Source organism: Pedobacter anseongensis (genome assembly GCF_037482965.1).
GTDB classification, from domain to species: domain Bacteria; phylum Bacteroidota; class Bacteroidia; order Sphingobacteriales; family Sphingobacteriaceae; genus Pedobacter; species Pedobacter anseongensis.
Genome location: NZ_JBBHKB010000005.1, coordinates 224,970 through 239,762 on the forward strand (window position 1 = coordinate 224,970; position 14,793 = coordinate 239,762).

Genomic DNA, 14,793 nt, shown 5'->3' on the forward strand with positions numbered 1-14,793 from the left:
GATGTAATGAAAAATAAAATAATTATACTTTATGCATTAGTTTGTATCGTCTTTTGCTCATGTGCAACTGCGCAAACTGCTAATGAAGTTGTTCCGAAAACGGATTCCTTGGCTGATAAAATGTTGATTTATCAACTAAGTAACGGAGCATGGCCAAAACAATTGGATGGGGGCCATGTAGTTAGATATGAAGAGCCCTTAGATGAGGCCTTGATGAAAAAAATTAAAGCCACTACCTATATGCATGCTACCATAGACAATGCAGCTACGAGTCGTGAAATTAATGCTTTAGTTAAAGCCTATAAAGAAACGGAAAATAAAAAATATTTAGATGCCGCCGAGAAAGGAATTGAATATCTTTTTAAAGCGCAATATGCCAATGGTGGATGGCCACAATACTATCCCGATAATAGCAGTTACCGTGCAGAAATTACCTTTAACGATAATGCAATTGTAAATGTGCTTAATATCATGCTAAACATCGCTACTCAGAGCAATGGTTTTGAGGTAGTTAATAAAGCTTATATACCAAAGGCTAAAGATGCTGTAATGAGAGGCTTAGATTGTATTTTAAAAACTCAAGTGGTGCAGCACGGAACATTAAGTATCTGGGCAGCACAATATGACCAAAACACATTAAAACCAGCAAAAGCTAGAAATTTTGAGCCTGCATCATTAAGTACCTCCGAATCTGTTGGGATAGTGAAGTTTCTAATGCGATTGAAAAATCCGAGTTTGCAGGTTAAAACGGCTATCACCAGTGCAGTAGATTGGTTCCAGAAAGCTAAAATTGTTGGTTATCGGTTCGATAAATTAACAGATGTAAAAGATAAAGGATTAATTAAAGACGAAAGCGCAGTGATATGGGCTAGATTTTACGATTTCGACACCAATATGCCCATTTTCGGCGATCGCGATAACTCCATTAAGAGTAACGTAGCCGATATTAGTTTCGAACGTAGAAATGGGTATGCTTGGTATGGTATCTGGGCAGCTAATCTAATTGCAAAGGATTATCCAAAATGGAAAAAAGCGAATCAGTATAAGTAAGCAGTTTTTAGTTTTCAGTTCATTCAACTCCCAACCAACCAAAAAACTAATCAACCAAAAAACCAACCAAACTGGGAACGATTGCGCAAATATTTGCACCTAAATAAGGTTTTTACTAGTAAAAAATCCTTAAAATTGTTTTAACCAAGCTGGGATTGAATAATTGTGCCTTATCCCTAAGAAAGTATAAATCGAAAAGCCGTAGAACATAGAAATGATCTTATCTAAAGAAAATTTACACCTTATTAATAAGGAGAATGTAGCCATACCTCAAACACATACCTTCGAACTTCCAGAAAAAGTACTTCAATTCGGAACTGGTGTTTTACTTCGCGGTCTACCAGATTATTTTATCAATAAAGCCAATCAGCAAGGTGTATTTAATGGTCGTGTTGCTGTTGTAAAATCTACAAAAGGTGATACCGCCGAATTTGATTCCCAAGACAGTCTGTATACCTTGTGCATAAGGGGCTTAGCGAATGGAAAACTAGTTGAAGAAAACATTATTTCATCGGCAATTAGCAGAGTAATTGCTGCCGATCAAAACTGGGCAGACATATTAGCAATTGCCTCGTCAAAAGAACTTAAAATTATCATTTCTAACACTACCGAGATTGGTATAGTTTTAGTAAATGAAAGTATTAACCAAAATCCACCAAGTTCTTTCCCAGCTAAAGTTTTAGCGGTACTTTATCAACGCTTTAAAACATTTAATGGTTCAAAAGAAAGTGGTTTAGTGATTATCGCTACAGAACTCATCCCTGATAATGGATCTAAATTAGCATCAATTGTATTGCAGCTTGCGCAATTTAATGAACTGGAGGCTTCTTTTGTTGCTTGGTTGGCAACTGCGAATACTTTCTGTAATTCATTAGTAGACCGCATTGTTCCAGGCAAACCTGATGCTGCTCACTTAATGCAATTAGAGAGAGAATTGGGGTATACTGATCAGCTGTTATCAATAGCCGAGCCCTACAGACTTTGGGCCATAGAGGGCGATGATAAAGTAAAAGAAATGCTCCAATTTGCTAATGTTGATGCCGGAATTGTGGTTGCAAAAGATATTGAGATTTATAGAGAGTTAAAAGTACGCCTATTAAATGGTACGCATACATTAAGTGCTGGAATTGCATTTTTATTAGGTATCGATACTGTAAAAAATGCCATGCTAAATGGGCAGGTTAAACGATATATTGAAGAATTAATGGCTTCTGAAATTAGCGCCGCAATACCTTATGCTGTTACAGAAAAGCAAACTTCTGATTTTTCTAAGGCGGTGGTCGACCGTTTCGCAAATCCTTCGATCGAGCATCTTTGGCATAATATTACATTTCAATATACCATGAAAATGAAAATTCGTATTTTACCGCTTCTGGCGAATCATTATAAGGTTTATGGTAATGTGCCAGATTATATGGCGATGGGTTTTGCAGCATACTTACAGTTTATGAAGGTTGATAAGTTAGCTAACGAAAAGTATTATGGTTCATTAAATGGTCATAGCTATTTAATTAACGATGATAGTGCCGGATATTTTTATAAGCAGCAACTAAAAGGTGATGCGGATTATGTAACAAGCGTACTAAGCGACTCGGATTTCTGGAAATTGGACTTAAATTTAATGCCAGGATTTATCGAAGCAGTTCACGAAAAATACAATTCGATACAAAATAAAGGAATGGAAGTTACTTTAGTAAATTTAGCATAAGAAATGAAACAGTTAGTTTTAAAAGTTCACCCTAATGATAATGTGCTCGTTGCATTGAGCGATTTAAAAGCTGGCCAAACCCTAAGTTATCAAGGTGAAACGTATACACTAGTGCACGATATTAATGCAAAACATAAGTTTTATATAAACGACATGAATACGGGCGACGAAGTGTTGATGTATGGAACGTTAGTTGGGAAAGTGCAATATCCACTTAAATCGGGCTCTTTAATGACTACCGATAACTTAAAACATGCAGCAGCTCCTTACGAATTTCGACCTTATCATTACACTTGGGAAGCACCAGATGTTTCTAAATTTGAAGGTAGAACATTTAATGGATACCATAGAGCAGATGGTAAGGTTGGGACGGCAAATTATTGGCTATTTATTCCAACCGTTTTTTGCGAAAATCGCAATTTGGATGTGATTCGTGAAGCTTTACATAACGAATTGGGTTATGCAGTAACGGCAAAATATAAATCGTACACCCATCAGTTAGTAGAAGCCTTTAAAAATGGTGTAGATATTTCTACTTTAGATTCGCCACTTTCTTTTGAGGGTGTAACGAATAACCGTCCGTTTAAAAATATAGACGGCATCAAATTTTTAAACCATCAAGGTGGATGTGGGGGAATCAGGCAAGATTCTGCCGTGCTAAGTAAACTTTTAGCCGCTTATGCCGATCATCCAAATGTTGCGGGAGTAACCGTATTAAGCTTGGGGTGCCAGAATTTACAAGTTCAAGATTTTAAAAAGGATTTAAAAGATAGAAATCCTAATTTCGACAAACCGCTTTTCATTTTCGAGCAACAACAATCGCAAAGTGAAGAAAGTATGATCGCTTTAGCTATCAAAAAAACTTTTGAAGGTTTGGTAGAAGCAAATAAAATTGAACGTCAGCCTGCACCGCTAAGCAAAATGAATGTGGGTGTTAAATGTGGTGGGAGTGATGGTTTTAGTGGGATTTCGGCAAACCCAGCAGTTGGTTATTGTGCTGATTTGCTGGTGGGCTTAGGAGCTACGGTTTTATTGGCCGAGTTTCCAGAGTTATGTGGTGCAGAGCAAAATTTAATAGACCGTACCAAAAATGAAGCTGCGGCTAAGAAATTTATCAGTTTAATGGGTGCGTATAGTCAGGCAGCAGAAAATGCTGGCTCTGGTTTTCACATGAATCCATCTCCAGGAAACATCAAGGATGGCTTAATTACCGATGCCATAAAAAGTAATGGAGCAGCAAAAAAAGGGGGAACATCGCCCATAGAAGATGTTTTAGATTATACTGAACCTTCTACTAAGCATGGATTAAACTTAGTATGCACTCCAGGAAATGATGTAGAGGCAACCACAGGTAAAGCAGCAAGTGGTGCTACCTTAATTTTATTTACTACCGGTTTAGGCACGCCAACAGGAAATCCAGTTTGCCCAGTTATTAAGGTGTCTACAAACAATGCCTTAACCAAAAGAATGGGTGATATTATCGATATCAATACAGGGCCGGTAATTGAAGGCGAGAAAACCATTGAAGAAATGGGAGAAGATATTTTAGAATACTGCATAAAAGCTGCTAGCGGCGAAGTAATTCCAAAATCAGTTTTACTTAATCAAGACGATTTTATTCCTTGGAAACGGGGGGTGTCGTTGTAAAAAACGAAAAATAATGAAACCTGCGAAGCAAGCTTCATAACCGTTAAAAACAATAAAAGCTAATGAAAATAATACAACACGTACATTCAGACGACTTTAAAACCTACCAAACCGATAAAATTAGAGAGCGATTTTTATTGGATGGCCTGAAAGAAGAAAATAAGGCAAACTTTGTGTATGCCCATTACGATAGAATGGTTACTGGATTAATTACGCCAAAAACCGAGACGTTGAGTTTAGGTACATACGATATATTACGCGCCAATTTCTTTTTAGAAAGAAGAGAAATGGGTGTAATTAACGTTGGTGGCGAAGGAATAATTGTTGCCGATGGAACGAGTTACGATTTAGCAAAATTAGATTGCTTATATATGGGAAAAGGTGTGAAGGAAGTGAAATTTAGCAGTAAAAATGCAAATGATCCCGCCGTTTTCTATGCCTTATCTGCACCCGCACATGCAACCCACCCAACTTCATTTTTAAAGCATAGTGATGCATTTTCTGCTCAGTTGGGAAGTGTTGAAACGGCTAATGAACGTAAAATTGCCCGTTATATCCATAAAGATGGCATACAAAGTTGCCAGCTGGTAATGGGATTAACCATTCTTTCTAACGGAAGTGTTTGGAATACCATCCCGCCACATACTCACGATCGCCGAATGGAAGTTTATTTCTATTTCGATGTTGATGAAGAGCATCGCGTGTTCCATTATATGGGCGAACCGCAGGAAACCCGCCACATTATTGTAGCGAATCATGAGGCGGTATTGTCGCCCGTTTGGAGCATACATGCAGGCAGTGGAACAAAAAATTATAGTTTTATTTGGGGTATGGCAGGCGAAAATCTAGACTATGCCGATATGGATACATTTGGAGTAAAAGAACTTAAATAATGGAACAATCATTTTCTTTACAAGGTAAAGTAATCATAGTAACTGGCGGAACGGGAATTTTAGGCAACTCGTTTGTAAATGCCATTGTAGAAGCAGGTGGAGCAGTGGGAATTTTAGGTAGAAATACCGAAATCGCGAACGAAAGGGCCGATGCAATTAATAAAAATGGCGGTAAAGCCATCGCATTAATTGCTGATGCCATGGATGAAGCCCAATTAATTGCTGCCCGGGAAAAAATTATAGCCGCTTTTGGTAAAATAGATGGATTGGTAAATGCCGCTGGTGGAAATATGCCAGATGGTGTTTTGCAACCTGAGGAGAGCATTTTTGCCATGAAAATGGATGGGATGAAAAAAGTGTTAGACCTCAATTTATGGGGAACATTAATTCCAACACAAATATTTGGAGAAGCGATTGCTCAGACAGGAAGAGGAAGTATTGTGAATATTTCTTCTATGAATTCTAAAAAAGCAGTGACCAAAGTTTTAGGCTATAACATGGGTAAAGCGGCGGTTGATTGCTACACCCAATGGTTTGCTGTAGAATTGGCCAATCGTTATGGCGATAAAATTAGAATGAATGCCTTAGCACCAGGCTTTTTCTTAACAGAACAAAATCGTAATTTATTAACTACACCAGATGGTGGATTTACACCCCGCGGTCAGTCGGTAATTAAACAAACTCCCTTTAAGCGTTTTGGTGACCCCGACGAATTAAAAGGTGCTTTAGTTTGGCTATTGAGCGATGCATCTCAGTTTGTAACTGGCGCAATGATTTGTGTAGATGGAGGATTTTCGATATTTAGCGGGGTTTAAAATGAAAATAACCACATAGAAACCCCTATGTGGTAAAGTAAAAAATAACAAAACGTGAAAAATTTTTTAGACGATAACTTTTTATTGCAAACTCAAACAGCCCAAACGCTGTATCATGAGTTTGCAAAACATATGCCCATTATTGATTACCATAATCATTTAATGCCTGATCAGATTGCTGAAGATAAGAACTTTGAGAACATTACTCAGGTTTGGTTATATGGCGACCATTATAAATGGAGAGCAATGCGTGCAAACGGAGTCGACGAATATTATATCACGGGTGGTGCAACAGATTGGGAAAAATTCGAGAAATGGGCAGAAACAGTTCCGTATACACTAAGAAATCCACTATATCATTGGACTCATTTAGAATTGCAACGTTATTTTGGTATTCATGAAGTGCTATCATCGGCCAATGCCAAAAAGGTGTACGACGAGTGTAATGCTAAATTGCAAACCAAGGAATATAGTGTGCAAGGCTTATTGCGTAAGATGAACGTTAAAACCTTATGTACTACCGATGATCCTCTTGATAATTTAGCCTACCATCAACACATAAAAAATAGTGGAATTGATTTAAGAGTTTTACCTGCTTTTAGACCGGATAAAGCAATGAATGCTGATGATATAGCTGCACTAAACATATATATCGATAAATTAGCTAGTATAACGGCAACTTCTATCGATGATTATGATGCCTATTTAGCAGCCTTAAAATCTCGTCACGATTATTTTGTGGCCAATGGTGCATCGGTTTCTGATCACGGTTTAGAACAGATTTATGCAGAAGAATATACGGAAGCTGAGGTAAAAGCCATCTTCTTAAAAATCAGAAGCAATTCGACCATCAGTTTAGCAGAGAATTTGAAATTTAAATCCGCTATGCTATTCAATTTTGCCCTATGGGATCACGAAAGGGGCTGGGTACAGCAATATCACTTAGGAGCATTGCGTAATAATAATACACGCTTGCTATCTTCACTAGGTCCTGATACAGGTTTCGATTCGATTGGCGATTTTCAACAGGGTAAATCCTTAGCTAAATTTTTAAATAAATTAGATTTAGAGAATAAACTTGCAAAAACTATTTTATACAATTTAAACCCAGCTGATAACGAATTGATGGCTACCATGATTGGAAATTATCAAGACGGTACAGTTGCGGGTAAGGTGCAATGGGGTTCTGGTTGGTGGTTTTTAGACCAAAAACAAGGGATGATTAATCAAATCAATGCCTTATCGAATATGGGTTTATTAAGTCAATTTGTAGGTATGCTTACTGATTCGAGGAGCTTCTTATCCTTCCCACGTCACGAATATTTTAGACGCATATTATGCGATTTATTTGGTACAGATGTAGAAAATGGAGAACTTCCTTATGATAAGGAATGGCTAGGAAAAGTTATTCAAGATATTTGCTTTAACAACGCAAAAACCTATTTTAATTTTTAATATGGGCAGAGTATTAAGTTTTGGTGAACTTTTGTTGCGTATTTGCCCCGATGGCGATGGCGAGTGGTTGGCTGAAAATAAATTACCATTTTATGTTGGTGGTGCCGAATTGAACGTAGCTACAGCCTTAGCTTTATGGGATATTCCATCAGCCTATTTTACCGCCCTGCCAGAGAATTTTATGTCCGAACAACTTATCGGATATATGGATAATTGCAAAATCGACACCAGCAAAATATATCGTGGTGGTGAACGTATAGGTTTATATTATTTACCAAAAGGAAAAGATTTAAAGAATGCAGGTGTAATTTACGACCGTGCACATTCTGCATTCGCAACCCTAAAAACCAATGCGATTGATTGGGATAGGGTTTTAGAAGGAGTAAGTTGGTTTCATTTTAGTGCGATTTGCCCGGCGCTAAACCAAGATGCTGCCGATGTATGTTTGGAAGCGGTAAAAGCGGCAAGCGAAAGAGGCATTACCTTATCAATCGATTTAAATTTTCGTGCTAAATTATGGCAATACGGAAAACAGCCTATAGAAATTATTCCTCAAATGGCTCAATATTGCGATTTAATTATGGGCAACATTTGGGCAGCGGAGAAAATGCTTGGGATTAGTATTCCAGAATTCATCCACGAAACGAGCGATAAAAATACGTATCTTGAACAAGCAAAAAGAACTTCTGAAGAGATACGTAAACGTTATCCTAAATGTAAATGGATAGCAAATACGTTTAGATTCGATTACAAACTAGGAATAAAATATTACACTACACTTTTTACGGCTAACGAGCTTTTGGTTTCGAAAGAATATCGCGCTGAAAAGATTTTAGATAAAGTGGGTAGTGGCGATTGCTTTATGGCGGGATTAATCTATGGATTTTACCAAAATAATAATCCTTTAGCTACCTTAAATTTTGCAACTGCAGCAGCATTTAATAAACTATTTATAGCGAGCGATTGTACCACAGCTACTGTCGAAGATATAAAACAAACATTGGAAGCGAATGATCAAGAATAAAGAAACAGCAATAGCAGCAATTAAGAAACAAGGCTTATTGCCTTTGTTCTATTATGAAGATGCTCAAGTAAGCTTAGAAATTGTTCGAGCATTGTACAAAGGCGGTGTACGTATTTTTGAATATACGAATCGGGGTAAAGCTGCGCTCGAAAATTTTAAGTTTTTAAAGGAAGCCTTAAAAACAGAAATGCAAGATTTGTTTTTAGGTATTGGCACCATTAAAAATACAAACGAATTAAACGATTTTCTGGCTGCAGGAGCTGATTTTATTGTTTGTCCGGTTGTAGATGTAGAAGTTGGAAAGTTAACCCATGAAGCAGGTTTATTATGGATACCTGGCTGCATGACACCAACAGAAATTAATATTGCTCACCAATTTGGTGCGGGAATAATTAAGCTTTTTCCAGCGAATATCCTAGGTGCAGAATATTTATCATCAATTAGAGAGCTTTTCCAAGGCCAATTGTTCGTGCCCACTGGCGGCGTAGAAATCGACGAAGCAAATATCGATACTTGGTTTAAAGCAGGTGTGTGTGCTGTAGGAATGGGAAGTAAATTAGTAAGCAAAAAAATATTAGAAAATAGAGAGTACGAGAATCTGTTTTCGCTGACCACGAAAGCATTAGAAATTATAAATAAAGTAAATCCAACAAACTAACCAACCAAAAAACCAAAAACCAATAATATGAACCAAGCCAAAATTGGCAATTATAGATGGACGATTTGTGCCCTTCTATTTTTTGCGACTACCGTTAACTATTTAGACAGACAAGTTTTAAGTTTGTTAAAACCAGTATTAGAAGAACAATTTGGATGGTCGAATAGTGACTATGCAGATATTGCAGCAGTTTTTCAATTTACCTATGCCATTGCTATGCTTTTTGCAGGCCGATTTGTAGATAAATTAGGCACAAAATGGGGGTTTGGAGTTGCAATCGTTGTCTGGTCTATCGGTGCAGTTATTCATGCCTACTCCATTTCAATTGGTACTGGCTTAGCTTCTGTTTTAACATCGTTTGGAATAGCTGCATTACCCGTTTCGCTATTGGGCTTTATGTTTTCGAGAGCAGTATTGGCGGTTGGAGAAGCAGGCAATTTCCCCGCTGCAATTAAAGCAACTGCAGAATACCATCCCAAAAAAGAGCGCTCTTTAGCAACCGGTATTTTCAATTCTGGTGCTAATGTGGGTGCAGTTTTAGCCCCGCTTACAGTGCCATGGATTGCCGAAAACTGGGGCTGGGAAAGAGCATTCGAAATGGTAGGTGCAATTGGGTTTTTATGGTTGTTGTTTTGGCTTATTTTCTATGAATCTCCCGAAAAACAAAAACGATTATCGGCCGCAGAATTAGCCTACATTAATAGCGATGAAGATGAAGTTTTAGATAAGGCAAATGTAGATAAGGTTTCATGGTTTAAATTATTAACCTATAAACAAACTTGGGCTTTTACATTTGGTAAGTTTATGACAGATGGTGTTTGGTGGTTTTTCCTGTTCTGGTTGCCAGGATATTTAAAAGATCAATATGGCATGACTGGTTCAGATATCGTTCTTCCATTATCTGTACTTTATAGTATGACCATGATTGGAAGTATTGGTGGGGGTTGGTTACCTAAGTATTTTGTAGATAAAGGATATGGAGTTTATGATGGCCGAATGAGGGCAATGTTTGCCATTGCATTGTTCCCACTTGTGGTATTATTAGCCCAACCTTTTGGTCATTACTCGTTCTGGGTTCCTGTTCTCTTAATCGGTATTGGTACCTCTGCACACCAAGCTTGGTCGGCCAATATTTTTACAACAGTTTCAGATATGTTCCCGAAAAGAGCAATTGGCTCAGTAGTGGGTATTGGCGGCATGGCAGGTGGAATTGGTGGTGTTTTGGTTACTAAAATGGGAGGATGGATATTCGATAGTTATGCACACAAGGGAATTTCAGAGTCTTTCTCTAAATTTAGCGAAATGGGGAATAGTAGTTTTGTCAGTCAAATTACATCAATGGATCTTGCCAGCAAATATGGCGATAAGGTTGATTTAAATGTGATGGCTTTGAGTAAATTACCTGTAGAAGTTGCCGAGCGGTTAAAATCTATAGACGGTACGCTCTTTAATCAGCTTTTAGAGATCCAAAAACCATTAGTACAATCCAACATGACGGTTGCCTACACTATAATGTTTGCGTTCTGTGCCGTGGCCTATTTAATTGCTTGGGTGGTTATGAAATCATTGGTTCCAAAATATAAAAAGATTACTGATTTATAAAGTATGAGTTTTCAAGAACAATTAAACGAACTCTTTTTAACGGAAGAGCAGATTCCTGCTGACTTTAACTTAGTAGAAGAAGTAAATCAACGTGAGTATCTTTCGAATGGAGAAATGTTGCCTTGGAATGGAGATGTTCATACGGTACTTTCGCCAATTTGCATTAAAACAGGTACGGGCTTACAGCGTAAAGTAATAGGCACTTATCCACTATGTGATAAAGATGAAGCGAATGCGGCGCTCGATGCTGCTGTAGCTGCTTATAATAATGGTAGAGGCGAATGGCCCACCATGAGCGTTGCCCAGCGAATAGAAAGGGTAGAGAAGTTTACACACGAAATTATTGAGAAAAAACAAGAAGTTGTAAAGCTAATTATGTGGGAAATTGGTAAAACATTTACCGATTCGACCAAGGAATTCGATCGTACTATCGAATACATTCAAGCCACAATAGATGCCTTAAAGGATTTAGATCGCCAGTCGGCCGGATTTACCATAGAACAAGGAATTATTGCACAAATTCGCCGGTCGCCCCTTGGAGTAGTTTTATGCATGGGGCCATTTAATTACCCGTTAAATGAAACCTTTACTACATTGATTCCTGCGCTGATAATGGGCAATACCATTTTATTTAAACCACCTAAGCATGGAACATTATTGTTTTATCCGTTATTGGAAGCCTTTAAGAACTGTTTTCCGAAAGGAGTGGTGAACACTATATATGGTCGAGGAAATAAAATTATCCCTGGCTTGATGGAGTCTGGAAAAATTAATGTACTTACCTTAATTGGTTCGAGCAAGGTGGCTAATGAGCTAAAAAAAATGCATCCTAAGGTAAACCGTTTACGAGCAATTCTAGGTTTAGATGCTAAAAATGCAGCAATTATTACGGCAAAGGCCGATTTGAAATTGGCCGTTCAAGAAACAGTATTGGGCTCGTTATCATTTAATGGACAGCGTTGTACAGCGCTAAAGATTATTTTTGTTCACCGTAGCTTAGCGGATGAATTTTTAATCCAACTTTCGGAAGCTGTAAGTAAGTTAAAATTTGGAATGCCATGGGTAAGTGGAGTTTCGTTAACTCCTTTACCAGAACCTCATAAGCCCGCCTATTTAAAAGAGTGCTTAGATGATGCAATCGCAAAGGGTGCAAAAATAGTAAACGAAAATGGTGGTGTTACGAACGAATCTTTTGTCTTTCCTGCAGTAGTATATCCTGTTAACGCAGAAATGAAATTGTATACAGAAGAACAATTTGGTCCGGTAGTACCTGTTGTTCCATTTGATGATTTAGAAGAAACGATTACTTATCTAATCGAATCAACACACGGTCAGCAAGTAAGTATTTTTAGCAACGATGAGGATGAAATTGCCGCTTTAATCGACCCTTTGGTTAATCAGGTAAGTCGTGTAAATATTAATTGCCAATGTCAGCGTGGACCAGATGTTTTCCCTTTTACAGGCAGAAAAGATAGCGCTGAAGGAACATTATCGGTAGTTGATGCATTAAGATCGTTTTCTATTCGGTCTTTAGTAGCAACAAAACTCAATGATAGCAACAAGCATCTTTTAAATGAAATAATTGATAGTCATAGTTCAAATTTCTTAAGTACCAAGTATTTGTTTTAGCATCAATATAAAATGCTTTAATCTTTTCACCGTCACAATTATACTACAGTTAAAAAAGAAAGTCTAAAACTTTCTTTTTTTTATAAAATTGATTACATTTGAGCTTACCCTTTCGAGGGTATGTTTTTCATAGGTAGATGTAGGGTCAGAAACATTGTTTCTGGCCCTTTTTTTTGTGGCTTTTATCCGAGTTAAGTATTCGCTGCAAACGCCCAGACTATTTTATCAAATCTTCGTATCTTTGCTACAATGTTAAATAAAAAGAAGATTATTGTTGCCATTACTGGAGCAAGTGGAGCTGTTTACGCTAAAGTTTTATTAGATAATCTCTTAAAGCTTTCAGACCAGATTGAGAAAATAGGTGTGGTGATGTCTGACAATGCAAAAGAAGTTTGGCGCTTTGAACTGGGTAATGATGATTATAAACACTATCCATTTGCGTTTTACCAAAAAATGGATTTTAATGCACCTTTTGCTTCTGGTTCTGCCAAGTACGATACTATGATTATCGTACCGTGTTCTATGGGAACACTTGGTCGTATTGCAAATGGAATCTCTAATGATCTAATTTCGCGTGCAGCGGATGTAATTCTGAAAGAACGTCGAAAATTAATCGCCGTAGTGCGTGATACTCCTTTTAGCCTCATTCATATCAATAACATGAAAATAGTTACCGAAGCGGGAGGAATTATATGCCCTGCAAACCCATCGTTCTATAGCCTTCCAAAAACCATTGAAGAAGTTGCGCAAACTGTAGTAAGTAGAATGATTGATTTAGCAGGGCTGGAACAAGAAAGCTATCGCTGGAATGATAAATAGTTCATTTGTGTCATTAGTTCATTGTCAACTAAGCGCCATGTCTCCATACTCACATCTAATTGTTATCTTGATGTAAGATAACATCCTGGCTTAATACTCAATACTTAATACTCAATACTATTTTCGTAACTTTGCAAGCTGATGAAAAAAGTTGCATTTTATACACTTGGCTGTAAGCTGAATTTTTCAGAAACGTCTACCATTGGTCGCTTGTTTACCGATGCTGGCTATACTGTGGTAGAATTCACCGATTCAGCTGATGTTTATGTAATCAACACCTGTTCGGTAACAGAACATGCCGATAAAAAGTGCCGTAAGGTAGTTAAAGAAGCATTAAAATACGCACCCAATGCCTATATCACCATTGTTGGGTGTTATGCGCAGTTAAAACCAACAGAAATTGCCGAGATAGAGGGCGTAGACATGGTTTTAGGTGCTGCAGAGAAATTTAGAATCGTAGAATTTATTTCCGATTTAACTAAAAATCCAAAAGCTATTGTTCATCAACAAAATATAGAAAAAGTAAACCATAATTTTATTGCAGCCTATTCAATTGGGGATAGAACACGTACTTTTTTAAAGGTACAAGATGGATGTGATTACCCATGTACCTATTGCACCATTCCTTTAGCGCGAGGTGGAAGCAGAAGTGATACCATCGAAAATGTGGTTAATCGTGCTGCTCAAATCGCAGCTAGTGGCGTAAAAGAAATTGTGCTTACGGGTGTAAATCTGGGCGATTTCGGCATTCGCGATGGCCAAAGGCAAGATAAATTTTTCGATTTGGTGAAAGCGCTAGACGAAGTTGAAGGTATTGAACGGATTCGGATTTCATCTATTGAACCTAATTTGTTAAGTAACGAGATTATCGAATTTGTAGCTACTTCTAAACGATTTGTACCACACTTCCATATTCCTTTACAATCTGGATCAAACAAAATTTTGGGATTGATGAAGCGGCGCTACCAACGTGAATTATATACCGAACGGGTTGCTAAAATTAAAGCAGTAATGCCAAATTGCTGTATTGGTGTCGATGTGATCGTAGGTTTTCCGGGCGAAACGCACGATGATTTTTTGGATACGTATACATTTTTGAATGAACTAGACATTTCTTATCTGCACGTTTTTACCTACTCAGAACGCGAACAAACAGAAGCGGCTACCATGAAGGGTAAAGTAACGGGAAGCACTCGATTTGACCGTAATAAAATGCTACATATTCTATCTGATAAAAAGAGAAGAGCCTTTTACGAGTCGCAGATTGGAAGTGAAGCACAAGTTCTTTTTGAAGATGATCAAAAAAACGGATTTATGCATGGCTTTACTAAAAACTATGTAAAAGTTAAGGCAAAATACGACCCAGTTATGGTAAATGAACTTAAAAATGTGAAGTTAACCGCATTATTGGCCGATGGAGAGGTTGAAGTAATGGAACTTCAGTCGGCAGCCTTGAGTCATTAGTTAGTTAATCCAAACTTTAGACTTTAGGC

General features: G+C 37.6%; 12 protein-coding genes. All 12 read left to right on the top strand.

Annotated features, from left to right (window positions below; all coding sequences use genetic code 11):
- Positions 1-6: 6 nt before the first annotated feature.
- The 12 genes from pelA to mtaB all read left to right on the top strand — a co-directional run bounded on the left by pelA (position 7) and on the right by mtaB (position 14,764).
- Positions 7-1,050, top strand: a complete 1,044-nt coding sequence (pelA, locus tag WG904_RS17925) for a pectate lyase (protein WP_339580722.1) — start codon at positions 7-9, stop codon at positions 1,048-1,050.
- 214 nt (positions 1,051-1,264) lie between these two features.
- Positions 1,265-2,758, top strand: coding sequence for a tagaturonate reductase (locus tag WG904_RS17930; protein ID WP_339580723.1), 1,494 nt, complete (start codon positions 1,265-1,267; stop codon positions 2,756-2,758).
- A gap of 3 nt (positions 2,759-2,761) precedes the next feature.
- On the top strand, positions 2,762-4,405 hold the full coding sequence (locus tag WG904_RS17935) for a UxaA family hydrolase (RefSeq protein WP_339580724.1): 1,644 nt from the start codon (positions 2,762-2,764) through the stop codon (positions 4,403-4,405).
- Between the two features lie 62 nt (positions 4,406-4,467).
- Positions 4,468-5,298, top strand: a complete 831-nt coding sequence (kduI, locus tag WG904_RS17940; RefSeq protein ID WP_339580725.1) for a 5-dehydro-4-deoxy-D-glucuronate isomerase — start codon at positions 4,468-4,470, stop codon at positions 5,296-5,298.
- On the top strand, positions 5,298-6,113 hold the full coding sequence (locus WG904_RS17945) for an SDR family oxidoreductase (RefSeq protein ID WP_339580726.1): 816 nt from the start codon (positions 5,298-5,300) through the stop codon (positions 6,111-6,113). The genes kduI and WG904_RS17945 overlap by 1 nt, the downstream gene beginning before the upstream one ends.
- Positions 6,114-6,167: 54 nt before the next feature.
- Positions 6,168-7,568, top strand: coding sequence for a glucuronate isomerase (uxaC, locus tag WG904_RS17950; protein ID WP_339580727.1), 1,401 nt, complete (start codon positions 6,168-6,170; stop codon positions 7,566-7,568).
- 1 nt (position 7,569) lies between these two features.
- The gene (locus WG904_RS17955) at positions 7,570-8,592 is read left to right on the top strand and encodes a PfkB family carbohydrate kinase (RefSeq protein ID WP_339580728.1); all 1,023 of its coding nucleotides are present in this window, start codon (positions 7,570-7,572) and stop codon (positions 8,590-8,592) included.
- Positions 8,579-9,250, top strand: coding sequence for a bifunctional 4-hydroxy-2-oxoglutarate aldolase/2-dehydro-3-deoxy-phosphogluconate aldolase (locus tag WG904_RS17960; RefSeq protein WP_339580729.1), 672 nt, complete (start codon positions 8,579-8,581; stop codon positions 9,248-9,250). The genes WG904_RS17955 and WG904_RS17960 overlap by 14 nt, the downstream gene beginning before the upstream one ends.
- Before the next feature lie 27 nt (positions 9,251-9,277).
- A complete protein-coding gene (locus WG904_RS17965) occupies positions 9,278-10,852 on the top strand; it encodes an MFS transporter (protein ID WP_339580730.1) in 1,575 nt (524 codons plus the stop codon).
- Positions 10,853-10,855: 3 nt separating this feature from the next.
- Positions 10,856-12,481 (top strand): NADP-dependent glyceraldehyde-3-phosphate dehydrogenase, encoded by a 1,626-nt coding sequence (locus WG904_RS17970; RefSeq protein WP_339580731.1) that lies wholly within the window; start codon positions 10,856-10,858, stop codon positions 12,479-12,481.
- Between the two features lie 249 nt (positions 12,482-12,730).
- On the top strand, positions 12,731-13,300 hold the full coding sequence (locus tag WG904_RS17975; protein ID WP_339580732.1) for a UbiX family flavin prenyltransferase: 570 nt from the start codon (positions 12,731-12,733) through the stop codon (positions 13,298-13,300).
- A gap of 141 nt (positions 13,301-13,441) precedes the next feature.
- Positions 13,442-14,764: a tRNA (N(6)-L-threonylcarbamoyladenosine(37)-C(2))-methylthiotransferase MtaB gene (gene mtaB, locus WG904_RS17980; RefSeq protein WP_339580733.1), complete on the top strand. Its 1,323-nt coding sequence runs from the start codon at positions 13,442-13,444 to the stop codon at positions 14,762-14,764.
- Positions 14,765-14,793: the final 29 nt, after the last annotated feature.

Excerpts from the sequence above, each read along its gene's own strand:
- WG904_RS17955 (WP_339580728.1), top strand. The coding sequence starts at position 7,570 with ATGGGCAGAGTATTAAGTTTTGGTGAACTTTTGTTGCGTATTTGCCCC.
- WG904_RS17975 (WP_339580732.1), top strand. The coding sequence starts at position 12,731 with ATGTTAAATAAAAAGAAGATTATTGTTGCCATTACTGGAGCAAGTGGA.
- WG904_RS17960 (WP_339580729.1), top strand. The coding sequence starts at position 8,579 with ATGATCAAGAATAAAGAAACAGCAATAGCAGCAATTAAGAAACAAGGC.
- WG904_RS17965 (WP_339580730.1), top strand. The coding sequence starts at position 9,278 with ATGAACCAAGCCAAAATTGGCAATTATAGATGGACGATTTGTGCCCTT.
- WG904_RS17945 (WP_339580726.1), top strand. The coding sequence starts at position 5,298 with ATGGAACAATCATTTTCTTTACAAGGTAAAGTAATCATAGTAACTGGC.
- kduI (WP_339580725.1), top strand. The coding sequence starts at position 4,468 with ATGAAAATAATACAACACGTACATTCAGACGACTTTAAAACCTACCAA.
- WG904_RS17930 (WP_339580723.1), top strand. The coding sequence starts at position 1,265 with ATGATCTTATCTAAAGAAAATTTACACCTTATTAATAAGGAGAATGTA.
- mtaB (WP_339580733.1), top strand. The coding sequence starts at position 13,442 with ATGAAAAAAGTTGCATTTTATACACTTGGCTGTAAGCTGAATTTTTCA.
- WG904_RS17935 (WP_339580724.1), top strand. The coding sequence starts at position 2,762 with ATGAAACAGTTAGTTTTAAAAGTTCACCCTAATGATAATGTGCTCGTT.
- pelA (WP_339580722.1), top strand. The coding sequence starts at position 7 with ATGAAAAATAAAATAATTATACTTTATGCATTAGTTTGTATCGTCTTT.
- WG904_RS17970 (WP_339580731.1), top strand. The coding sequence starts at position 10,856 with ATGAGTTTTCAAGAACAATTAAACGAACTCTTTTTAACGGAAGAGCAG.